Below are 23,947 nucleotides of genomic sequence, written 5' to 3' on the forward strand. Positions count from 1 at the left end.
ATAGTACTGCTCTGAAAAATAAGCCGTTCAATAATAAGCGGCAATTGCGTTTGTATAAGTACTTATTGAATTAAATTTATCACATAACGAGGAACAATCTTATGGCAACAGAAACCCCAACGCTTGAATCGTTGCAAGCTGCGCTCGATGCGCAGCAAGCCGTATTCAACATGCATCAAGCGATGAACGTAGAAGTCTTTTATTGGTGGTGTACCGCCATCATGGTGATGATTCACGCAGGCTTCTTGGCATACGAAATGGGTGCATCACGTAGTAAAAACGCATTGGCAGCTGGTGTGAAAAACATCCTTGCACTTGCCGTTATTATCCCAACGTTCTACTTATTCGGCTGGTGGATTTACAACGCTTTCCCTGCAGGCATTATTCCTGCTGAAGCATCAGGCGCATTGCCTTGGTCGACAAGTATGGGCCCAGACGTTCAAGACATGGGTTCCGGTATTTTCTGGGCCGCCTTTGCTCTATTTGGTGCAACAACAGGTTCGATTCTTTCTGGTGCGGTCATCGAACGTATCCGTGTAAGTGCATTTTTGATCCTTGCTATCCTTCTAGGTAGCGTGATCTGGATCCTTGCGGGCGCTTGGGGCTGGCACCCAGACGGCTGGATGTTGACTGAATTCGGTTATCACGATGTTGGTGCTTCTGGTGTGGTTCACGCAATTGCAGGTTTCTTCACATTAGGTGTGTTGATCAACTTAGGGCCTCGTGTTGGTAAATACATCAACGGCGTTGCTCAGCAAATCAAAGCGCATAACCTACCAATGACATTGATCGGTCTAATGATGATCATCTTTGGTTTCTTCGGTTTCCTAGGCGGCTGTATCATCTTTAACGGTGGCGAGACTGGCTGGACAACGATCTACAACAACCCAACTAACTTATCTGCTTTTGCTTTCAATACCTTGATGGGCTTCGCAGGTGGTGTAATCGGTTGTTACATTGCTACTCGCGATCCTTTCTGGACAATGTCTGGTGGCCTTGTAGGTATCATTTCTGTTGCGGCTGGTTTAGATCTATACGATCCAGGCTTGGCATTCATTATCGCCATTTGCATGAGCTTCGTTGCCGTTGGTTCTGCTAAGCTTCTTGAAAAAATGGGTGTTGATGATGCGGTTGGTGCAGTTGGCGTACACGGTGTAACAGGCTTTATTGCGGTTATTCTGGTCGGTGTCTTCGCTGGTGGAACACCAAACGTTGGTGGCAACCCTGACATCACGCTATACGGTCAAACAGTTTGTGCAATCGTTATTGCCATTCTAGGCTTTGTTCCTGGTTACCTTGTGTCTCTAGTACTTAAGAAACTAGACGTACTACGCGTACCAGCGAATGTAGAAGATTTGGGTCTTGATGAAGTAGAAATTCTTGCTCACCCTTACCCAGAAACAGTTCCATCATCTACAGCTAAATCATAAGTAAAAGGAGCATTGAAATGGGTACATCTATTACAACTTGGGAAAATGTTTCAGCGTACTTTACTTTCGCGGATAGCCCAATGGCATTAGTGCTGTTTAGCCTTGGCGTAGCGGGTATTGTAGTCGGCTTAATTGGCTCGATCATGAAACACGAGAAAGAAGCATTTAAAAATCACAAATAATCTACCCCCTTGTTTGACTCATCCGATGGTGAGTTAAACATCCAAGGTTATTGTTATTTATCGTGATTAGATGATTTTAAAAGCCCTGTACTGATTCAGTATAGGGCTTTTTCGTTTTATACTGATGACATGCTTTCGCCACTCAACCGGACACAGTTTATGAAACATTATTTAGAACGAGATTACGCAGGCTACGGCCGCCAACAACCTCATGCGAACTGGCCAAACAAGGCCCGCATTGCAGTGCAATTTGTTTTAAACTTTGAAGAAGGTGGCGAAAATTGCGTGCTTCATGGCGACGAACATTCAGAAACCTTTTTATCCGAAATTTTTGGCGCGCAGCCTTACAAAGACCGCCACATGAGCATGGAATCCTTATACGAATACGGTTCACGTTCTGGCGTTTGGCGCATTCTCAACGAGTTTGAACGCCGTAATCTACCACTGACCATATTTGCCGTATCTACTGCTTTACAACGTAACCCTGAAGTCGCGAAAGCCATTGTCGACGCCAATCACGAAATCGTCTGTCATGGCTTAAAATGGATTCATTACCAAGACATGAGCATCGAACAAGAGCGCGAACACATGCAACAAGCGCTCGACATGATAGAGCAAGTAACAGGCGTAAAACCAAGCGGCTGGTACACAGGACGGGACTCTCCAAACACTCGAGCCTTAGTCGCAGAGCAACCTCAACTAAAATACGATTCCGATAACTATGGCGACGACTTACCTTACTGGGTTGAAGTACCGCATCATGAAGACGCAACGAAAACGAAACCGCACCTGATTGTGCCTTACACGCTCGACTGCAACGACATGAAGTTTTCTTCGCCTTATGGCTTCAGTCATGGCGATGAGTTCTTCCAATATTTAAAAGACAACTTTGATTGTTTGTACGAAGAAGGCGCAACCGCACCGAAAATGATGTCGATCGGTATGCACTGTCGAACCTTAGGAAAACCAAGCCGTTTCATGGCCTTAAAACGTTTCCTAGATTACGTGCAGTCACATGAAGATGTATGGATTGCTCGACGCGGTGACATTGCCGATCATTGGATAGAAAACCACCCACCTAAAGACAATATCTAGAGATGTAAGAACGCATGTTTAAAAAGTTAAGCCTGATCGTATACGGTGTTATTTATTTTATTATCATTGTTGCTAGTCTTTATGAGGTTCTCTTTCAGGGAGCCTCTGCGTGGGACTCAATAGGGATATTTTTTTCTATTTGGGCTTTCATTGGTTTTGTTCATTACGTTTTTGAAAAACGTTTTCAGAGCCCGAAAGTATGGAAAAGACTATTTTATTTGAAATGTGTGGGCCTTGCGGGGTTTTTGGTGCTTTTTATTATTTCACCTAATATTTATTCTTTTCTTAATTTTCTTTTTATATTGATTTACGAACTTCCTATGCTTACTTGTATTTATAAATACAGTCAGCCTAAAGGTGATATTTGGACTTCAGAATCAGAAAAATTACAATTTATTCATTTAGCTAAAGTACTAGATGATGGAAAGGAATTATCAGCCTATAAAAACATTGATCAAAAAAGTATCACGGTACTGATAACGAAAGTGAATGGCACATATAAAGTAAAGGTCGATAGGCAATCTAATTATGCTGAATCTTTTACGAAAGACTTTTCTACTGTTCCTAAAGCAGTATCTTTCATGGAGAAATACGCATCTATTAATATGGATGAACTGCTTGCATCGAATACATAAGAGAACCTGAGAATCATTAACCGCTCAAGAGAGTTTGGGATTGGTTCGCTGTTGGCACGAGCGTATGCTGGAAAAACTACAATAGAGATTAAATCATAAGATATTAAAAGCTCTCTGTTCTTTATAAACAGGGAGCTTATTTATTTTGAACAAAATAAATACCATCAAATACCGTATGTGCGTTTTGCGCCTTCTATTTGGCTGGCTTCATCCACATCAGGCAGTAAAAAATAGCCGGGGGCGATGATCGGCTGAGCACTGGATATATCCACCAGAATAATGCCTTTCACAGGGAAGGCTTCTCCAGCAATGGATTCCAATAGATCAAATTGTGCTTTATAACCTCCGTCTTCTTTAGAGACATAAGTTGCCTTTCCTTTCACCTTGAATCCCTTTTGCTTAAGAACATGCACAAAGCTCACACAAACAGCGGCATTACTTTTAATGTTACTCACGCTATTGGGCGATGCTATGTTTGCAATCAGAATATGTGAATCACCAAAATACGTAAATATCTCCTTTGGTGAACAGTTAGGTGTGCCTTCTTCATCAACCGTCGCTAACCAGCAAAGCACGCTCTCATCGATAGAATCTTTTATTTCTTTTGTTAGCATTTTTTACTCTAGCCTTGTCTTATATGAACCCAATTAAAAAACTCATTACTTACCATGATTCACATAGATTTTTTGCATGAATTACTTTCGTAGGTCTCTGGGTGAAAAACCATAGTAGCGCTTAAACTTTGCAGAAAATTGGGTGTGATAGTTATAGCCGCATTCTAATGCAATATCGAGAATACTCTTATCCGTTTTGATCAATAACGTGTGCGCTTTTTCCATTCTCATTCTAGTTAAGCAGGCATAAGGGGGTTCATGAAAAGTGTTTTTAAATTTTTTTAAGAAATGAAACTCGCTCAGATACAGCTCATTAGCCATGTCACTCAAGTGAACAGAATCACCTAAGCGGTCCTGAAAATAGTCTATGATCTTTACTTGATGGGCTAGTGAAAAACAGCCTACTTTTCTTGTGCGACGCTTGGACTCTGATAGGTGAGAAGTTGCCAAATTCACCAGTACCCAGTTCGCTGCACTTTCAAGACCTAGAGCGATGTGGCTGTCATCCCAATCCGATAAAGCAATGCTTTTCATTGCTGCACTTAAGATAGGATCAGAGGCTTGTAAGGATTCATTAAAATCAAAACGATCACCATAACCGTCATTTAGCTCGTACAAATTTTTAGCAAAATAGTCGTTGCCAACATACAAATGGAAAAACTGAAGGTGACCATTGATGAACCAATTCGATTCCAAACCGTCTTTCGGAAAAACACAAATAGCGTCATCAAAGCCTGTACGTATGGCACGCCCTTTACGGTCTATTTGAGAGCAATTTTGACCGCCACGCTGATAAAAACTGATCACGTTTTCATCCGAGCCTTCATAATAAGTGTGTGTATTTTGCCCAGACCACTCAGAAATAGAAACCCCAGAAGTAATGAGAGAAGACCTCACCAAATCAACACCAGCATTCGTAAGAGTGTGTCTAAAATCCATGAAATTTCCTGCCTGAGTCACCAATCAATATCATCATAGTAAAATATCTAAGCGTAGGATCACATAGGCAAGTCACAGCAGCATCAATAAGCCAGATAGAACCAATACAAAACCGAAAATACGATTTTGAAGAAGTCTATATTTTGAACTGCTACCTGATATTAACAACATTCGGCCAGCACCTAACCACAACAAATGCCCAACGATACAAATGCAAGGGAATAAGACAGAGACTTTTATAATGTCATCATAACTGCCAGAGCCAAACGTAGTAACCAACGACATAAGCACAGCAATGGTTTTAAAGTTCAAAGCACTTATAAACAAGGCCGATTTGAAACTAAAAGAATCCAATGCCGCCGCTGCATCCTCGCGTTTCATCATCAACGTCGCGCCTAAATAGACAATATAAATCGCCCCTAATATGGACGTGTATGGCATCAGATCTGGAATGAGCCGCATGAAGGTGGAGACACCAACGCCGACTAAAATGGCATAAGCAAAGATTGGAAGGTTGAGCCCTAAAATAAACAGAAGTGACGGCTTAATGCCTTGTTTCGTCCCTAATAACGCACACATAATATTATTAGGCCCCGGACTCCATGTTAATGGTATCGCTGTTCCTAAAAAAAGCAGTAAAAAACTCATATTACCCACCTATCTATTCATGAACACCGCGCCTATAACGCGCATAGAGTCTTGTTGATAAGTGGGTATTTGATGATAAAACAGTGGGAGCTACTGTTCAGATATTGCTGTTTTCTTAATGAATATTGCTGTTTTAGATTCTAAAATAATAATGAGGACAATAGATTTAAAAAACCATCCCTTCAGGGAGCGTCACAAAAATAGAATGGCGAACTTCGTTAAAGAGCGCCTTGCTGCAGTGTCCTTCGCCTTCTGTGTCTTCCAGCAAAAGCACATCGCCGCCACCGAATTGTCGTGTTTCACCAGATGAAACTTTGAATTCACAACGCCCTTTGATGATGAACAACAGCTGACGTTGTGGCGCTGGGTGCCACTTAAAATCGTAGTCGCTTGGGGTTTCACGGAAGATGATGTCGCCCGCAGGGAAACGCTCTGATAAGAAACCAATTGGGCCGCCATCTTTTAACGTCAACTCCAATTCGCCAAAGTGGCTTTTGCCTTCTTCGTCGTTATAAATTCGTGTGAACTTCATTGTTTACCTCACAAATTTTGAATGACTTTTCATCAAGCATGAGAAGAACTTAACATAGCACTAGAGCGATTCTTCGAGCCTGCTCGGGGAGCGGCAGTGTTGTGTTGAGTTCTTCTCACCATCGAGATTTTCGAGTCTGCCCGGAGAGCAAAGTGTTATAATGGGTGACGCTTGTTCTTAGATGTTTAGATTCTTAATAGCATGATCTAACACTTCTAATGTCACCGCCACATCGCTTTCCATAATGGCTTCGGCTGGGTGATGACTAATGCCTTTGTCGCAGCGCATAAATAACATAGCGACGGGGCAAATATCCGCGATTGCCATGGCATCGTGCCCCGCGCCAGAAGGTAATGTTCTCGCTTGATAACCTGTTGTTTCAATTGCGTTGCGCAAAATATCTTGCAGGCTTTGATCACAATGCACAGCATTTGCCGAATGTGTTTGTTTCTTCTCTAACGTCACGCCACGACGATCTGCAATCGCTTGAATATCTGACATGATTTGCGCCAGTCCGACGTCACGCTTTTCATCAAATTCGCTACGAATGTCCAAGGAAAATTGTGTTTTCCCTGAAATCACATTCACGCCATTAGGGCGATTATTGATTTGTCCGACTGTGGCCACAATGCCATGTTGTTGTGCCACGTTCTCTATGGCTAAGATCATTTCACTGACCGCACACAAGGCGTCTTGGCGAAGTGGCATTGGCACTGTGCCAGCGTGTCCCGCCATTCCTGTTACCGTCAAATCAAAACGTTTAGCCCCTGCAATGGCACTCACTACGCCGACAGGTAACTCTTCGTCTTCTAACACTGGGCCCTGTTCTATGTGCAATTCAAGATAGCCCAGTAAGCCTTCGGTCGAGATCGTTGCATTGGGAATGGCATCAAAATCCAACCCAAAATTTGCCAATGCGTCTCTTAGGCTGATGGCATTTTCATCAACCAGCTCTGCCCATTCCAGAGGCCATTGGCCTGTTAAGGCGCGACTGCCTAATAACGTTGAACGAAAGCGGGTACCTTCTTCGTCTCCAAAACCCACCAAATCAAGATGAAATGGCAAATCGATATTTTGCTCATTAAAGTAATGAACCAAGGAGATCGGTGCTAATACACCTAACATGCCATCATATTTGCCACCATTTGGCACTGTGTCCAAATGACTTCCTAACAAATAACGCGGCGCACTTGGGTTGCTGCTTTCCAAACGTCCCCATAAATTTCCGGCTTCATCCTGCCAAGTTTTCATGCCAGCTTGCGACATCCACTCACCCACTAATTGGTTCGCTTGCTTATGCTCAGGTGTGAGATAGCGACGATCCAAATTTTCATCCGATTGGCTGATTTGTCCAAGTTCGTCGCAACGTGACATCACTTGTTGAGCGAGTTTGCCGTAATGGATCATGATTATGCTCCGTAAACCGACATAGCAGCATCAACCGCTTCACCAGATGGCAAAGCAAAACCCGCTCGACGCAATACTGTTTCTAGGGATTGAAGCGTGTGTAATACCGCATCCTGACGAGCGTTATAACCCATGGTTCCGATGCGCCATACCTTGCCTTTTAATGGGCCAAAGCTGGTGCCGATTTCAATATTGAACGTGTTGAGTAGGGCGTGGCGAATGGCTTCACCATCTACATTGTCAGGGATATGAACGCCAACCACATTATTCATCTTGTGGCTCAAGTCACCAAAAGGTTGTAACCCCATGGCTTGAATACCGGACAACATCGCATCGCCAGCTTGTTTATGGCGGGCAATCACTTGGTCTTGGCCTTCACGGAGTAATTCAATCGCACATTGGCGGGAGCCAAATAACATGGTCGCCGCTTCTGTGTGGTGATTAAGACGTTCTTCACCCCAATAATCCATGATCATAGACAGGTCGAAGTAGTTAGAACGAATGCGCTCGCCACCAGCATCTTCATGGTGAGCATCACGAATGCCAGCTTCCACATGGTGACGTTTGCGAATCACATCAGCAAAGCGGTCACTCATGGAGATCGGCGCGCTACCAGATGGGCCGCCTAAACACTTTTGCAAACCAACAGACACCGCATCTATTTGCCAAAGATCCGTCTCAAACGGATTACCACCAATAGAGGCCGTCGCATCGGTATAAAGCAAGACATCGTGGGCACGGCAAATGTCACCTAAATGCTCCAAGGGTTGCAACATGGTTGTGGAAGTATCGCCCTGCACAATCGCCAACAACTTTGGTTGTATTTCCTTAATGGCGTCTTCAATTTGCTGAGGGTCAAACACTTCACCCCATGTGGTTTCTATCGTATGGACTTCTGCACCAGCGCGCTCTGCGATTTCCGCCAACAAATGGCCAAAGCGACCAAACACAGGAACCAGCACTTTATCGCCCGCTTCTAAGCAAGACACCAACGCCGCTTCGATACCAGCACGAGAAGTGCCATCCACTAAGAATGTTTGCTGATTCTTAGTCTTAAAAACTTGGCGATACAGCGCCATCACCTCGTTCATATAACCTGTCATGGCAGGATCGTATTGCCCAACCAATTGCGTTGACATGGCGGTTAACACCTGTGGATAGCAATTAATCGGCCCAGGCCCCATCAATAATCTAGGAGGAAGAGAAAGTGGTTGCATGAATAGCTCCTAATAAAAAACGCTCTAGCTTAAGATAGAACTTGGTACAACATACGAAGACCAGTAAAAATCAGCACAACGGCGAATACTTTCTTCAACTTAGAGGCGTCTAAACGATTGGCTAATCCTGCCCCCACTGGCGCGAACAACACAGTCAATGGCACGATAAAAGCAAAGCCAATCAAGTTCACCAAACCAACGGTTCCGAATGGCGCATCTAATGGACGTTCGCCCACCACCAACATGGTAACTGCCGCTGGCAAGGAAATAATCAGGCCAACAGCCGCAGCGGTTCCCACGGCACGATGCGCTGGGTAATTACAAAATGTCAGCGACGGAACGGTCAATGTGCCGCCGCCAATGCCGATCATACTGCTGAAAAAGCCGATAAAAGTCGCCATCACACTTTGTCCTGCTTTACCCGGTAACGATTGGAACAAGGCCGTTTTACGTGCGAACAACATGTTCAACGCAGACAAGCTGGCAATAATGCCGAACAGCAAGGTTAACCATTGGCCTTCAACGCGAGTCACGACAATACTGCCAGCAATCACGCCAACAAAGATAAAAACGCCCCAATGCTTTAGCAAAGCGAAATCCACATTGCCTTTGGCGTGGTGAGAACGAATGGAGCTAATAGAGGTTGGAATAATGGTCGCCAAAGACGTTGCCGTCGCCACCAGCATGGCCGTATCCGCTGCCACGCCAAGACCTTGGTAAATAAAGAACAACACAGGGACAATGACAATACCGCCACCCACACCCAGCAAACCCGCCAGCACGCCAGCCACAACACCTGTGCCCATCATGGCCAATAACATGGAATAGTTTTCCATCAAAAACGACATTTTATTCTCCAGATTTAATCTATCTTTTTGTCTTAATGACTCTTAATTTGATTTGATGTGACTTGATAATGCTGAACCATCACTGCGTGGGTCAGTAGCAACCTGCATTTGACCATCCGGCATTTGCACGACCGCGCCAGCATGACCCATTAGTTCATTACACGAACCCACTATGACAAGATCGTGACCGCGAGCGCGCAAAGTGTCTGCGGCTTCTTTGGCAAAGTCTTCTTCAATTTTTAAATTATGGCTTTCATCGCCCCACGTTCTACCCAATAACCAGCGGCCTTCACTGATCGCTTTGTCTAATGGGAAGTTATGGTAAACATAACGACTAAACAGCGCCGCTTGTGTTTGTGGTTGGCCTTCACCGCCCATGGTTCCGTAACTCATACGACGGCCATCGTTCAGTTCAGCAAACGCTGGATTCAAGGTATGAAACGGTTTTAAGTTTGGTCCAAGCTCTTGTAGAGAATCCTTTTCTAATGAGAAAGACGAGCCACGGTTGTTCCAAACGATCCCTGTAGAAGGGCTAACAACGCCACTACCAAACTCCCAGAAAAGGCTCTGAATGTAACTCACCATACGGCCTTCGCTGTCACAAGCGCCCATCCAAATAGTGTCACCATGTTTCGCCACATGAGGCCAAGTTTGTGCGCTGTCTAAAGAGATATGGCTGAGCATGTCTTCTAACGATTTATCTGCTAATAGCGATTCTAAATCTGTCGTCAATCGGGACTCGTCCGTCACATATTGATTACGAGCGATAAAAGCCTGCTTGGTGGATTCGATCAACAAATGCGCCATATCAGTTGGCGTTTTCGCTTGTGAATACAAACGGTCATACAAGGCAAGAATCAATAAAGACGCAATGCCTTGAGTCGGTGCCGATAAGTTGTATATCGTGCCTGCGCTGGTTGTGACTTGTAGCGGTTTTACCTGCTTCGCTTGATAAGAATGGAAATCTTCTAAGCGAATCGGCGAACCTGCCGCTTCTAGCTCTTTTGCTAATTGCTCGGCTATTTCACCGTGATAAAAATCGTCTAAGCCTTTTTCAGCAAGGCGTTCAAGGGTTTTGGATAACGCTGGCAACGTTAAGTTTTCGCCTTCGTTATAAATGCGTTCTTCTTGGCTGTCACCGTCTTTCAGGAAAGCGGAGAAGCCTTGTATATTCTCTAAATCAGCGAACACTTTATTACTGGCCGCCACATACGTTTCTGTGACCTTACTTCCTTCGGCCGCTAGCTGAATCGCATCGTTCAACAAGGTAGATAAAGGCAAATTCGCTTGCCAGCCTGCACTGATCGACAAGGCTTCTTGCCAACCCGCTACGGCACCCGCCATTGTCAACGCGGCTTTTCCGCCACGAGTTGGAATGCTTTGATCTCCCTGATAGAAATCAAACGTTGCCCCTTGCGCGGCTTTGCCTGACGCATCAATGCCAATCGGCGCTTTGCCCGGCTCGCTGATTAACCAAAAACCATCGCCACCCAGACCATTCATATGCGGGTAAACCACAGCGATAGCGGCCGCGGCCGCCACCATGGCTTCAATCGCGGTACCGCCTTGTTCTAATACTTTTTGACCTGCTTCAGTCGCTTTGAAATGCGGAGCCGTAAAGCCGATGCCGCCTTTTTTGATACTATTATTGCTCACAAATCTTGCTCCATTAATGTTTTTGCAAATTCAATCAACGCCAAATCACTGCCTCTTGGCCCCACTAAAGACAAACCACAAGGCGCGCCGTCTAACTCGCACACGGGCAAGTGCAACTGAGGTAATCCAGCCAAGCCAGCAATAGCGGTTAAATTCATCAATTGGTTGCGATAGTCGGCTAACTCATCGTTACTGGTGGTAAAAAGCGGCGATAATCCCGGTGTCGTTGGTATGATCATCACACTATTTTTCAGGGCCGTCTGCATCCATTCGCTAAAGGCTTCTCGTTGTTCTTGAGCCGCCTTTACTTCTTCTGCTGAAATAGTGCGGCACCATTCAAATCGTTGGGCGATGTCTTCGGCAAAAACAGGTTTCTCTGAGTCAATCCATTCACCGTGCTCTTGCCAGATTTCCGCACCTTGTAAAGTACGAAAGGTCTCGCTGGTTTTCCATTCTTCAGGGTCAAGGTGAAGTTCGGCTTCGTTCACCAGCAAACCTCGTTGTCGCCATGCGCTCAACACCGATTTCATTTCGCTCTTATGGGCCACTTGAGCAATCAAATTATGGGCGATCAGAACCTGACTGTAGGACGTGTCTTTCGATACTGGCAGCAAGACGTTAGCGACTTTTTCTAAGCTAATGAGATCTTTTGTTATCCAACCGACCGTATCAAAAGACGGTGCTAATCCCACCATATTGTCCATTTTGATAACGCCATGAGTCGGACGCAGCCCAAACAAACCATTGTAGCTTGCTGGCACTCGAATCGAGCCGCCGGTGTCGGTTCCTAAGCCAATATCTGACTGACCTGACGATACCGCCACCGCGGAACCCGAAGACGAACCACCGGGCAAACGATCAGGCGTAATTGGATTCTCAGGCGTGCCGTAATGAATGTTCTGGCCGTTTAAACTGTAAGCCAATTCATCGGTAATGGTTTTGCCACTGAATTGCGCGCCCGCTTCTATTAAAGCCGTCACACTTGATGAGGTGTTAGTCGGAATATCGTGGGACGCTAACCAGCTTGGGTTACCTGCCGTTGTTGGCAAGCCTGCCATATGAAACAAATCTTTCACCGCCAACCTCATACCTTGCAAAGAAGCACTCATATCTTGTGAAGAAGTACAGGCACTGGTCGCTTCAATGGGCTGTAGATCAGAATGACTCAATTGCAGAAATGGGCTCTGAACGATGGAATGTTTCATAGGGTTTCCTCATATAGACAACATATGAAACAACCGTTTCATAACAATGTCAAATGAAACACTCTGATTGGTGGGTTTATCTTACGCAGAAAACGTGTGTTGTTTGCCAATGAAAATCATTATAGAAACTGGATGGGTTAGGTCTTTAATGATTTCTTTTGCTCAATAGCGTCACTGCGGATCAAGCCAATTCTAATAGCAAAAGCCCAGTGAGGAAAAAAATCCCCACTGAGCCTCATCATAATAAAACTTAACTCTGCATCAATAATTGATCTAACGCATCATGCTCTGCCACAAAATGACCCGGACTATGCTCAAGCAATTTAGGTAAATACCCCTTTTTCTCCGTCTTAAGTTTAGAAGGCAAAAACTTCAATTGCGCATCTGGGTTCATTGGCGAAGGAAGCTCCCCTGGGATTTTAATCGCTTTTCGTTCACGCTCTATTTTAGGATCCGGAACTGGCACAGCTGAAATCAACTGCTGAGTATATGGGTGAACAGGGTTGTCATAGAGGTCTTCACTTTTTGCCAACTCTATCACCCTACCTAAGTAGAGCACCATTATACGGTGGGACACTTCTCGTACGACGGCTAGGTCATGAGAAATAAAGAGAATAGACAGTTGGAACTCTTGCTGTAGGTCCATCAGTAGTTGAATAATCTGCGCCTGCACAGAAACATCCAAGGCAGATACCGCCTCGTCACAAATCACCAACTTTGGCTTAACTATCATTGCACGGGCAATGCCCACACGCTGATTTTGCCCTCCTGACAATTCATGAGGATAACGATTACGCATATTGCGATCTAACCCAACTCGATCCATCATTTTTAGAACTTCTTCTTTCATTTCACTGCGACTGAGTGAGGAAAAGGTTTGCAATGGCTCCATGATGGAATCTGCAATAGTCATCCGAGGATCTAAACTGGCTAGAGGGTCTTGGAAGACAATTTGCAGGTCCTTACGTTTATCTTTAAGCTCTTCTTTCTTTAAACCATTTAATGGTTTACCTAACCAGCAGACCGAACCAGCACTAGGGGGAATAAGCTGAAGAACAGAACGAGCTAAGGTTGATTTCCCACAGCCACTCTCACCGACAATACCAAGAGTTTCCCCTTTTCGTAATTCAAAACTAATCCCATCCACTGCTTTTAACGGTACTTTTTTTGGCCAAAGACCACCGCCCACCGAAACATCAAAGTGCACTTTTACATCATCAACTTTTAAGAAGTCTGCGCCACTAACGGATTCATCAATCGGCATTTGATTTTTATTATGTTGGCGGTCTGGGCTATCAATACGTGGCATAGAATCAATCAACATCTTGGTGTAATCATGTTGAGGATTATAAAAGATGTCTTCTGTTATCCCTTCTTCAACATATTCCCCACGGCGCATCACATGAAGACGATCACACATGCGGGCCATGACGCCCATGTCATGGGTGATTAAAGCGATAGCGGTACCGTTTTCTCGCTTTAACTCATCCATCAAATCGAGAATCTCAGCCTGTACGGTCACATCCAGTGCTGTGGTTGGCTCATCGGCAATTAATAACGATGGCTGACACAACATAGACATTGCAATCATGACACGTTGACGCATCCCTCCTGATAGCTCATGTGGGTACTGATTTAACCGACGTTTAGACTCGGCAATTCGCACTCTATCTAGCCATTGAGCACAAAGTCGATCTGTTTCTTCTCGGCTTAGGTCCATGTGAAGCGACGAAACTTCACGCATTTGCTCTAAAATCGTTAGATGTGGGGTCAGTGACGTCAATGGATCTTGGAAGATCATCGACATATTTTTACCACGCACACGGTTCAACTCAGAAGTTGATAACGATAATAGGTGGTGGCCCTGAAAAATGATATCGCCTTTCGCACGGCCATTTCTCGCTAACAACCCCATTGCAGCCATAAAGGTTTGGCTTTTTCCTGAGCCACTCTCGCCAACAATACCAACACACTCACCGGGATTAATGGAAAAACTCACCCCTTTCACTGCCTCTACTTCACCATCATGTGTTGCAAAGGATATTTTTAAGTTATCTACACTAAAAATAGGTTTAATAATCTCTGTCATGATATATCCCTAACGATCTTTAGGATCGAATGCATCGCGCAAACCATCACCAATGAAGAAGAAACAAAATAGGCCCGTCACAAAGAAGCCTAACGGAAATGCTAATTGCCAAAGGGTGCCATACTGAATAGTGGACGCACCGTCACTAATCAATGCTCCCCATGATGTCAGTGGTTCTTGAATGCCTAGACCTAAAAACGAGATAAAGCTTTCCAGTAAGATCAAGCTAGGAATCATCAATGACATATATACCACTACTATCCCAAGCAAATTTGGAATGATATGACGAACAATAATTTTAAAGTCACTGACACCTGCCATCACTGCCGCTTCAATAAACTCTTTATGTTTTAAGGTGAGGGTTTGCCCACGAACAATACGAGCCATGTCCATCCAAGAAAACAATCCCAGACCGATAAAGAGGATATAAACAGAGCGTCCAAACATAACGAACAAGATAATCAAAATGAACATATAAGGGATCGACATTAAGATATCGACAAAGCGCATCATGACATTATCAATTGTGCCGCCAAAGTAGCCTGCGATCGCCCCGTATAGTACGCCAACAGTCACGGCAACAAGGGTTCCAATAAATCCAACCATGAGCGAAATTTGAGTCCCTTGCAGTACCCTTGAATAAAGGTCTCGACCTAAATCATCCGTGCCAAAATAATGCCCATTAGTTATTGAAGGCGCTCCCATTTCAGCAGCATTACCTATCAAGTCCCAATCAATAGTTTCATGATCCCACTGACTTAAAAATGGACCTAAAAAAGCAATAAGAGTCATTGTTAATAATACAAAAACACTCATTAATGCTGCTTTATTGTTTCTGAAACGCCGCATTGCATCTTGCCATTGCGAACGCCCTTTGATTTGTCCTTGATCGGCATTACTGTTAATCAGAGCTGCCATCTTCTTTTTATTTACTAACATTTTAGTCTCTCTCAAAGTCGTATTTTGGGATCTAACCAAGCGTAAGTGATATCAACTAAGGTATTAAAAATAATCGTCATCACCCCAAAGACAATCGTCACCCCCATTAACAAGGAGTAATCGCGGTTCAATGCCGCATCGACAAAAAACTGCCCCATACCACCAGTACTGAAATAAATATCAATAATGACGGACCCAGTAATCATGTAGACAAATGCTGGACCAAGGTAAGAAATAACGGGTAATAGTGCTGGCTTTAAGGCGTGGCGCAATATAATGCGACGTATCGGGACGCCCTTTGCTTTTGCCGTACGAATAAAATTCGCATGCAATACCTCTAGCATCGACGAACGTGTGATACGGGCAATACTGGCCATATAACTGGTAGATAGAGCGAGAATAGGCATTACGACATATTCCCATTGACCACCATTCCAGCCACCGCCAGGTAGCCAATTCAGCCATAACGTGAAGATGATGACTAAAATAGGGGCCATGACAAAGTTAGGTAATACTTGTGCTCCAATAGAGAAACCAACGGCGGCATAATCAAGTTTGGTGTTATGTCTTACCGCTGCAATGATTCCCAAAGGAATCCCAACAGCCACGGCAACCAAAAATGACCAAATGCCATATGTTAAAGTAACGGGAAAGCCTTGAGCTAAAATCTCGTTAACTGATTTATCCGTATATTTAAAAGACGGACCAAAATCAAAATCGAAAATAATACCTTTAAGGTAGACGTACAGCTGTTCAAACCAAGGTAAGTTCAATCCGTACTTACTTTCTAAATTTGCCAACACCTCCGGAGGTAGACCTCGATCTGACGAGAAAGGGCTTCCTGGAGCTAACCGCATCAGGGCAAATGAGATAAGAATTAAAATCAAAATCGTGGGGATCGACGAACCCATTCGTCGAATAATAAAACTAAACATAGGCTATTACCTTGAATAAAATCAAACTAAAAACCACCCCTTGATAAGGGTAATCACTAATTGCGTTTGCTATCGATTTTGCCCTGTAAAACATAATAGGGCTTGAAGAGCTCAAGCGCTTCGCCAACCATGACAAAGCGCTTGAAAAGCTTACTCTGCCGTTTTGTAGAATTCACGGCTGTAGGTTATCTGCTGAATATTCTCTGTTGGCCACCCCTTTAGAGTGTCGTGAATCATGTATGTGCCTGCAAAGAAGTACACAGGAATGACAGGCATTTCTTCACTCATCAGTCTTTCAACTTGGGTGTAATTTGCGCTGGGATCTGCGCTGGTTTTAGCTTCCTCCATCAAACGATCTACTTCGTTGTTTTTCCACTTTCCATAGTTGTAGTTCGCTTTCGATGTCGCTAGGTCTAAGAAGGTTGAAGCTTCATTGTAAGCACCACAAAAAGCGCCACGAGTCAGTTCAAATGCTTGTTTGGTTCGACTGTCTAAAAAAGTCTTCCACTCTTGATTAACCAGTACAGCCTGAACACCTAACTTTTGTTTCCACATTTGCGATATAACAGTCGCTACTTTCTTATGAGACTCGCTGGTGTTGTAGAGCATTTCAAACTTTAATGGATTACTCTTGCCATAACCGGCTTCAGCCAACAACTTAACTGCCTCAGCATCACGCTGTTTTTGTGGCCATTGAGCATAGTCAATATAAGGGGCCTTGAATCCCAGTGTTGCAGTAGGGGTGAAAGTATAAGCTGGTGGCTCGCCTCCTTTCATGACATTTTTCACAATCACATTTCGATCTAATGCATAAGAAAGGGCTTTTCTAACTCGAACATCTTTAAAGGCTTCTGGACCATTATCCGATAAGTTAAAACCATAATAATAATTGCATAAACGAGGGAGTGAATAAGCTTCCGAAGGATTCGTTTTTTCTAAAGAAGCGTATTGGCCAGCAGGGATATTAGTCTTATCAAGGTCACCCGCTTTATAGCGAAGCAGAGCTTGATTCTCATCATCAATTACCAATGCCGTCACTTTTTCTAAAATGGTTTCGCTATTATTCCAATACTCTGAATTACGTTCTCGAATGCTTTTTTCTTTCAGTGTCCAATTGGTTAATTTATAAGCCCCGTTAGAAACGATATTCTCTGGACGAGTCCACTCATCACCGAATTTCTCTACTGTTGCACGATGAGTTGGGAAGGTTGTTGCTCTCGTCACCATAGAAGGGAAATAAGGGATAGGCGCATCCAAAGTCACCCTAAAGGTATAATCATCCACGGCTTCTACACCTAACGCATTAGGATCCATTCCATCGTTTAAAATAGCTTTGCCGTTCTTGATTCCCATTATCTCCATATACCAAACATAAGGGGATGCGGTTGCAGGGTCGATAGCACGTCGCCAAGCATAGACAAAGTCATGGGCTGTTACTGGGTCACCATTAGACCAATTCGATTTACGTAGGTGGAAAGTATAAGTTTTTTTGTCTTCTGAAAGGTCATAACTCAGTGCAACCCCCGGTACAGCATTACCCAACTCGTCTTGGTTCAACAGCCCTTCAAAAAGATCTCGGACAATCGTAGAACCTTCAACCGTTGAGACCAATTGTGGGTCAAGGGTAGCAATGCCGTCAGGTAGACGATAAGTAAAACTTTGATCACTTGCCAGCACTTCACCAGTCACTGGGTGGTTGGCAGCCACCACTGCTCCAGACATAAGTGAACTTGCTGCTGAAATGGCTAAAATGAGAGCCGACTTATTGATATCACACTTTATATTCATCTTAATACTTTCCTTTTAACGATCGAATAACTGGGTTAATTACGATTATTTAGATCGGTAAATGAGCCTTAGTAGTAGACATCCTGTCACAAAACCAACAACTTATTCCGACCTTCATGACTTCACCATGACAACTCTTTCAACCAATATCCAATCGCAAAACCACATATAGTATGCCTAAATATTATAAGAAAAAGACTTTCTCAAGGGCACAAAGGAGAGGCAATACGCAAGCATCGTCACAATGAACTAAGACATAATTTACCAATTAATATGAGGTGAGATATTCAAGTCTAATGCTTAAAAATCTTTAAAAATCTTTAAAAATCAAATACAACAGCGATAGCTATTTATCTTGCTTAAGATTAGGAAAACAGTTCGTCAGTCACACTACTCACGGCTTTAAAATTTGGAAGAGAGTTAGGAGAATCGCTTTATTTATATGTCTCCTAACAGGGGTTAAAATAGACAAAAAATTGATCAGCCAATACTGGCTATTAGATTATTACGATCATTTTGGAAGCATCTACGGCGTAAATTCGTGTTTAACACCGTAGATATTTAGATTATTTAGCACGTAAATCTAAGATAGGCATATTTCCGTTTCCGAGAATGGTTGCTGGTAGTTTACCATCCCAATTTTGAGCTTCAGTCAGTTTAATAATCAAAGGATTATTACCTAGCGCTTTGGCTTTAGCTGTGATCGCTTCCGCCTCTGCCAAACCTTTAATTCTAATGGACTCCGCTTCTGCTATAGCAACCAAATTAATTCCGTCTGCTTTTGCTTTTGCCGTATTCACACCACGTTGGGCTTCTAGGTTTTGACGTGCGAGTTTATGCTTTTCTGCATCCGCGAGGTTCTTCTCCGTTTGTTTTGTTTCAATAGAAGCAATGTATTTGGCAGGCAGCTCTATATTCTCGATCTGAATATTATCGACTGTAACAGGGAAGTTTTTCATTTCTTCAATTAAATTTCTTTCAATCAACTGAATGGCACTGGCTCTATCTTGGATCAATTGCTCAGCTGCGAATTTAGGTATCACATCTTTGGTGGCAGATCTAAATCTGGGGTCTAATATTCTCTGCTCAAATTGAGATAAGCCACCGTATTGCCTAAATAGTTCTAACGCCGCTGATTTTTCAACTGTCCAGTTAACAGAAACCACAACGGTCACTGGCATTTGCTCTTCAGTACTTGATGCCATTTTCTCTTCATTCTTACGAGTCCTAACTTCAATTTCTTCAACAGAGTCAATTAATGGAACTTTGAAATGCAATCCCGGTGAAACTTGATTCTGTGCTTCACTAAACCTTTTCACAATGCCTACATGACCTTCATTAACCGTGTATGTAGAATCGAAAATGACGGTTAGAAAAGCAATGGCAATGAGTGCGTCGATTATTGTTCGCTTTGGTTTTATAGATCCATTTTCCATATATCTTTTCATTTCTTTTCCCTTTCAATTAATTTTTTTTGAGACAATGTAAAGCTAAATCACCTACATTAAAAATACTTTGGCGGCTTATGGTCGCAGCGTCGCTATCAATTGTTTTGCCCTCACTTAAAACCCCTATGTGATAATTATTAGTAAGGTAATCGATTGTAGGTTATCTGCCAACTTAGATTGACGATTGGCGTTTTATTCTATTACGCACCAATAAGTCAAATGAAACAGCGTTAGCCGCGATGTGTTAGATAAGATGTTATGAACACACTGAGTGAGAGATTCTTGAAATAAACGTATTATTAACAGGAAGAAGCCTTTGTACGAAGTATTAGTAAGGCGCACTAGCCGTGCCAAGGCCTCAGGAAGGGAGATTAAGAGTGGCTAATAAACTTTCCATCAGCTCCAGACCTAAATCAATGTCGTCTGGCAATCGAGAAAAATGCTCGTACTGATTACCAACCACATTGAAATCTAGCAGCTCAACGGCTTCGTTATCGTATTCAGGGTGTGTTGAGCACAGCAACCACAGACCCTTTCCGTATCCACCTGACACAATCGCTGCTAGTTTTTCTGGTAAGTCAGCAAAAGACGCCAGAACCTTATAATCCTTTGCCTCATCATCAGTTGCCGTATAAGGCTTAAAAAAACAGCCACCCAAATACAGAGAGGAAACCGATTTGCCTTGGTATTCCAGCGTCACTAAATGGGCATCGGTCTGATTGTAGTTATCACCCCGACCAAACGCCTCTATCGGACCTATCGCCGCCGCCGAGAAGAAATTCAATTCATTCTCAGTAATGATCTCATGGGGAAAACCTTGCGCCCATTTTGTCACACTACAGCCCATATAAGCGCCAGCACAAATACCAAAATAGCGGCCACCCTGTTTAACGTAGCTTTTAATCATGCGGCTTGCTGCGCCATTAAGCTTATCGGCTTTGTAGCGGCTGGCTCCGCCGGGCATAACGAATAAATCCACGTCATCCGTTAAAGCACCGTTTAAAATTTCATTAGCATTAACGAAGCAAACGCTACTTTTACCGTACAGCCGTGCCAGCGCGTAATAGAGGATGTGGTTAGCGGAAACATTATCGGTATAAATCTGAATGTTCACCTGACTTCCTCTATTACTGTCTACACAGATATTACGATGTGGCTTTAGCCTGTCGAGACAACAAGCTTGCTGGGCGAGCTTTCGCAATGGCTGCGGTTAACAAACCCGCGATAATCGCTTTAATAATGTCACCAGGGATAAAAGCCGTCATCAATGCTGCGGACTCAAGGAATGTTTTTTCCAATACGATCGCCATGCCAACAATGCCAAACAGGTACATCACGAAGATGCCGCCAACAATAGAAGCAACGACTGAAACAAGCGTAATAGAACCACTGCGCCACTTCTCAACGATCAAACCTGTCACATAAGCAGAAATCGGCCAGCCAATTAGGAAACCACCCGTTACGCCAAAAAACAGCCCTAAGCCTCCGCGGCCACCCGCCAATAAAGGCAAGCCAATGGCGACAAGTAACAGCAGTAATAACACCGCCAACGCACCTCGTTTGGCACCCAGTATCGTGCCGCAAAGCATAATACCAAGACTCTGTGCAGTAATCGGCACACCAAAACCTAAGGTAATTTTAGGTATCAATCCCAGTGCGGCAATCAAAGCAGCAAACAACGCGATATAAGCAATATTCTTTTCCATCTATTTTCTCTCTTGGTTTGTTAATCCGCCGCGGGCCTTTAAGGCTTCGGCAACATGGTCCGCATCGTCAAGCGCGAGGACCGTAAAAGGTAAAATGATTCGCCAGCCAGAGCGGCGGTTTGAACGTGCTCGCCATGCCAAAGTCAAACTCTGCCCTTTGGAAACCAGCACCGGTGTCATTCGTATCACCAAGGCAATCGCCAACTCTAGTACACGAGGGTTAAAGCCAAGCCGTTGCAGTGGGCGAGTTAGCCAATGCACAACGTCTATCATGTCGGAAAGGCGCGTTGTCATGGTGACTAAATTCGCCAGCCCCACCGCGGAGATCATACGAAAAGCCACGGTTAAACCCAGCGGCAGCTCGTCTGTGAACAAGTGCCAAGCCACCACAATAAAAACAAACGGCCACAAAATCTTCAGATGCTTCCAGCCATTTTTAAAAAACCGCATCCCGGGCAATGCATAGAGCGCAACCACAAAGACCAAAAACACACCATGAAAGAGGACGCTATCAACAAAAAACAAGCCAAAGGTCACTAAACACAGCAACCCTAACTTTAATCCGGCAGGCCAGCGATGTGCGCGGGTTTCAATTGGAGAGGTCAGAGATATCATCACTTTCTCCCAGTTTATGCATGGCCGCTAAATAACGTGGCATCACCTCGTCAGACTGCCCCAAGGCTTCGACTTGCCCAGCTTCTAGCCATAAAAGCTGGTCGTAATTCTGCAAATCATCGGGGTCATGACTGATGTGAATAAGACTGCCAGAAAAGGTATCGAGGTAACGCTGCAATTGGCGCTTGGTGGGAATGTCCAAGCCAGCAAACGGCTCATCGAGAATAATGAGATTCGGCTTCATGGCGACAATCGACATCAGGCAAACCAGATGTTTTTGCCCCTGAGACAACGCAGAACAATGGGCATCCTGCCAGTGTTCTTTGCCGAAGGTAGACAAGACTTCCAGAGCGTTATGTTTCGCAGTGGTTTTATCTTGTCCCAGTTGACGTAAGCCAAATATGACTTCTTCTAATACGGTTGGGAAAATAATCTGATGTTCCGGATTTTGAAACAGCAAACCCACCTCACGTAAGGCTGCGCGGCGGTCTTTAAACGGATCAAAGCCAGCAATGTCAAGCTGCCCAGACGTGGTGTCAATCAATCCAGAAAGCAAGCGAGATAAAGTGGACTTGCCCGAACCATTACGACCAATCACACCAAGTCGACGAACATTCGTCTGTAGAGACAACTGGTTAATGATCTGTTTGCCTTCGATCTCTAGGCAAACCTGATCTAACCGAATGGCACAACCAGTCGTAGTAGAACTTTCAGCAGGGCTATTCATATTAATCATTCACACCAGCGCACATCACAGACACAACGTGCCACAGACGCACGCCTAACAAAGAAGATACACGGGTAAAGTACGCGTATCCGTAGATCTTGAGCGCGAGATACTAGCAATGCCAGCAATCAATGTAAACTGAAAGTTTTTAGGTGGTTTACAGATGTTTAAAAAGAAACCTAGTGACTGGAGTTTTTTCCCTAAGGCTCCAATTCATCCAGTGTTTCATACAATTCTGAAATGTCTTGCGCTTGGTTGCTGGCACTGTCACCCAGAAAACCAAAGGTGCGGTTGCACAACATAGAGATCAAACTCATTGGTGCGGCGTAGCTATCGAATGGACTTTCGTTGCCAAGATGACAAACAAGCACGTCAGACACTTGCTGATTATAAACCTGCCCTGTTGGGTCAGTAATCAAGACAGTATCGCGCCCTTCCAAGACCTGTATGATGTGTTTGAATTGACGTGTGCGCCTTCTGAAGCCCAAAAGCACAATCACTTCATCATCAAGAATATCGTGCAAGTCTTCACCTAAGGTTTGACCGGGCTGCGGCAATAAACGCACAGAATGGCGCACTTGTTGAAGTTGTTGACGGAAATGCAACGCCATTGGATACGCATTTCGGAAACCAATTAAGGTAACGCGACTCGCCTTCGCCAATCTCTGACTTATGTCGTTAAGAATATCGGGGCGCAAGCCTTCAAAGGTCAGAGAAAGGTTTTTCATTTCTTGAGCGGTTTGATCTAACGATGCCCCTTCGATAAAAGTCGGCACGCCACTTTCTCGCAAAGCAAGTTGAGCTTGTTTTGCCCCTTGGTGCGTTTCATAACCAAGCTGACGAAAAAAACGACTCACAGTCGCTTTTGAGGTTTTGGTGTTGTCTGCAATTTCTGCCGATGTTTGGCTCACAATTGCCAATGGATTCTGTTGTAGATAATTCGCAATCGACCGTGCAGAAGGAGAAAGGTTAGGGTAATTTTTCTCGATTAGGGATAGCACATCCTGCTTTGTCGTCACGTAAAAACCTCTGTTTGATAATAATTACTAATAAGGTAATAGATTGTAGATAATCTGCCAACAGAGATTCACTTTTTATTTCAACTCGCACAAAAAAAGAAACTTAAGTTTCACTTGCTCGTCAAGCTTGAAAGTAGCGACTGCCGCTGCTTAACTCGAGTGTATTCTCAGCCAACTTACTTAGTTCGATTCTAGATGCTCCATAAAATGGTAGCTTCTCGGTGTACTTCAATCAGGTTTTCAAAAGAGTGCTATTATTTAATGAATATTTTA

At 44.0% G+C, this 23,947-nt stretch carries 23 protein-coding genes; 4 read left to right on the plus strand and 19 right to left on the minus strand.

Going from position 1 to position 23,947, the window contains the following annotated elements:
* The first annotated feature begins 101 nt into the window (after window positions 1-101).
* The 4 genes from ABFY09_RS06005 (at window position 102) to ABFY09_RS06020 (ending at window position 3,342) form a co-directional block, all read left to right on the plus strand.
* The gene (locus ABFY09_RS06005; protein WP_347983385.1) at window positions 102-1,430 is read left to right on the plus strand and encodes an ammonium transporter; all 1,329 of its coding nucleotides are present in this window, start codon (window positions 102-104) and stop codon (window positions 1,428-1,430) included.
* 17 nt (window positions 1,431-1,447) lie between these two features.
* Window positions 1,448-1,612: a hypothetical protein gene (locus tag ABFY09_RS06010; RefSeq protein WP_347983386.1), complete on the plus strand. Its 165-nt coding sequence runs from the start codon at window positions 1,448-1,450 to the stop codon at window positions 1,610-1,612.
* A 159-nt stretch (window positions 1,613-1,771) separates the two neighbouring features.
* Complete coding sequence (gene puuE, locus ABFY09_RS06015) at window positions 1,772-2,707, plus strand: allantoinase PuuE (protein WP_347983387.1); 936 nt, start codon at window positions 1,772-1,774, stop codon at window positions 2,705-2,707.
* Window positions 2,708-2,721: 14 nt separating this feature from the next.
* On the plus strand, window positions 2,722-3,342 hold the full coding sequence (locus ABFY09_RS06020) for a hypothetical protein (protein WP_347983388.1): 621 nt from the start codon (window positions 2,722-2,724) through the stop codon (window positions 3,340-3,342).
* A gap of 164 nt (window positions 3,343-3,506) precedes the next feature.
* On the opposite strand, the gene ABFY09_RS06025 is transcribed toward ABFY09_RS06020, so the two are convergent.
* From ABFY09_RS06025 to ABFY09_RS06115, 19 genes are all read right to left on the minus strand, one after another.
* Entirely contained in the window at window positions 3,507-3,956 is a 450-nt protein-coding gene (locus ABFY09_RS06025; protein WP_347983389.1) for a pyridoxamine 5'-phosphate oxidase family protein, read from the minus strand.
* 81 nt (window positions 3,957-4,037) lie between these two features.
* Window positions 4,038-4,895 (minus strand): AraC family transcriptional regulator, encoded by an 858-nt coding sequence (locus ABFY09_RS06030; RefSeq protein WP_347983390.1) that lies wholly within the window; start codon window positions 4,893-4,895, stop codon window positions 4,038-4,040.
* A gap of 72 nt (window positions 4,896-4,967) precedes the next feature.
* Window positions 4,968-5,543 (minus strand): LysE family transporter, encoded by a 576-nt coding sequence (locus ABFY09_RS06035; protein ID WP_347983391.1) that lies wholly within the window; start codon window positions 5,541-5,543, stop codon window positions 4,968-4,970.
* A gap of 166 nt (window positions 5,544-5,709) precedes the next feature.
* A complete protein-coding gene (locus ABFY09_RS06040) occupies window positions 5,710-6,075 on the minus strand; it encodes an AraC family ligand binding domain-containing protein (protein ID WP_347983392.1) in 366 nt (121 codons plus the stop codon).
* Window positions 6,076-6,252: 177 nt separating this feature from the next.
* Window positions 6,253-7,482, minus strand: coding sequence for an allantoate amidohydrolase (locus tag ABFY09_RS06045; RefSeq protein WP_347983393.1), 1,230 nt, complete (start codon window positions 7,480-7,482; stop codon window positions 6,253-6,255).
* A gap of 2 nt (window positions 7,483-7,484) precedes the next feature.
* Window positions 7,485-8,699, minus strand: coding sequence for an alanine--glyoxylate aminotransferase family protein (locus tag ABFY09_RS06050; protein ID WP_347983394.1), 1,215 nt, complete (start codon window positions 8,697-8,699; stop codon window positions 7,485-7,487).
* Window positions 8,700-8,728: 29 nt separating this feature from the next.
* Complete coding sequence (locus ABFY09_RS06055; RefSeq protein WP_347983395.1) at window positions 8,729-9,547, minus strand: sulfite exporter TauE/SafE family protein; 819 nt, start codon at window positions 9,545-9,547, stop codon at window positions 8,729-8,731.
* A gap of 42 nt (window positions 9,548-9,589) precedes the next feature.
* A complete protein-coding gene (locus ABFY09_RS06060; protein ID WP_347983396.1) occupies window positions 9,590-11,203 on the minus strand; it encodes a gamma-glutamyltransferase in 1,614 nt (537 codons plus the stop codon).
* Entirely contained in the window at window positions 11,200-12,408 is a 1,209-nt protein-coding gene (locus ABFY09_RS06065; protein WP_347983397.1) for an amidase, read from the minus strand. The genes ABFY09_RS06060 and ABFY09_RS06065 overlap by 4 nt, the downstream gene beginning before the upstream one ends.
* 250 nt (window positions 12,409-12,658) lie before the next feature.
* The gene (locus ABFY09_RS06070; RefSeq protein ID WP_347983398.1) at window positions 12,659-14,497 is read right to left on the minus strand and encodes an ABC transporter ATP-binding protein; all 1,839 of its coding nucleotides are present in this window, start codon (window positions 14,495-14,497) and stop codon (window positions 12,659-12,661) included.
* Window positions 14,498-14,506: 9 nt separating this feature from the next.
* On the minus strand, window positions 14,507-15,436 hold the full coding sequence (locus ABFY09_RS06075) for an ABC transporter permease subunit (protein ID WP_347983399.1): 930 nt from the start codon (window positions 15,434-15,436) through the stop codon (window positions 14,507-14,509).
* 11 nt (window positions 15,437-15,447) lie between these two features.
* On the minus strand, window positions 15,448-16,371 hold the full coding sequence (gene oppB / locus ABFY09_RS06080; RefSeq protein ID WP_347983400.1) for an oligopeptide ABC transporter permease OppB: 924 nt from the start codon (window positions 16,369-16,371) through the stop codon (window positions 15,448-15,450).
* Between the two features lie 150 nt (window positions 16,372-16,521).
* On the minus strand, window positions 16,522-18,159 hold the full coding sequence (locus ABFY09_RS06085; protein ID WP_347983401.1) for a peptide ABC transporter substrate-binding protein: 1,638 nt from the start codon (window positions 18,157-18,159) through the stop codon (window positions 16,522-16,524).
* Window positions 18,160-18,725: 566 nt separating this feature from the next.
* Window positions 18,726-19,607, minus strand: a complete 882-nt coding sequence (locus tag ABFY09_RS06090) for a prohibitin family protein (RefSeq protein ID WP_347983402.1) — start codon at window positions 19,605-19,607, stop codon at window positions 18,726-18,728.
* A gap of 358 nt (window positions 19,608-19,965) precedes the next feature.
* Window positions 19,966-20,721 carry a BPL-N domain-containing protein gene (locus ABFY09_RS06095; RefSeq protein ID WP_347983403.1) on the minus strand — a complete coding sequence of 252 codons (756 nt, stop codon included), beginning with the start codon at window positions 20,719-20,721 and terminating at the stop codon, window positions 19,966-19,968.
* A gap of 31 nt (window positions 20,722-20,752) precedes the next feature.
* Window positions 20,753-21,313, minus strand: a complete 561-nt coding sequence (locus ABFY09_RS06100) for a biotin transporter BioY (RefSeq protein WP_347983404.1) — start codon at window positions 21,311-21,313, stop codon at window positions 20,753-20,755.
* Window positions 21,314-21,928: an energy-coupling factor transporter transmembrane component T gene (locus ABFY09_RS06105; protein WP_347983405.1), complete on the minus strand. Its 615-nt coding sequence runs from the start codon at window positions 21,926-21,928 to the stop codon at window positions 21,314-21,316.
* Complete coding sequence (locus ABFY09_RS06110; RefSeq protein WP_347983406.1) at window positions 21,903-22,655, minus strand: ABC transporter ATP-binding protein; 753 nt, start codon at window positions 22,653-22,655, stop codon at window positions 21,903-21,905. The genes ABFY09_RS06105 and ABFY09_RS06110 overlap by 26 nt, the downstream gene beginning before the upstream one ends.
* Window positions 22,656-22,855: 200 nt before the next feature.
* The gene (locus ABFY09_RS06115; RefSeq protein ID WP_347983407.1) at window positions 22,856-23,674 is read right to left on the minus strand and encodes a MurR/RpiR family transcriptional regulator; all 819 of its coding nucleotides are present in this window, start codon (window positions 23,672-23,674) and stop codon (window positions 22,856-22,858) included.
* Between the last annotated feature and the right edge of the window lie 273 nt (window positions 23,675-23,947).

Source organism: Marinomonas sp. 5E14-1, from assembly GCF_039939215.1.
Classification (GTDB): domain Bacteria; phylum Pseudomonadota; class Gammaproteobacteria; order Pseudomonadales; family Marinomonadaceae; genus Marinomonas.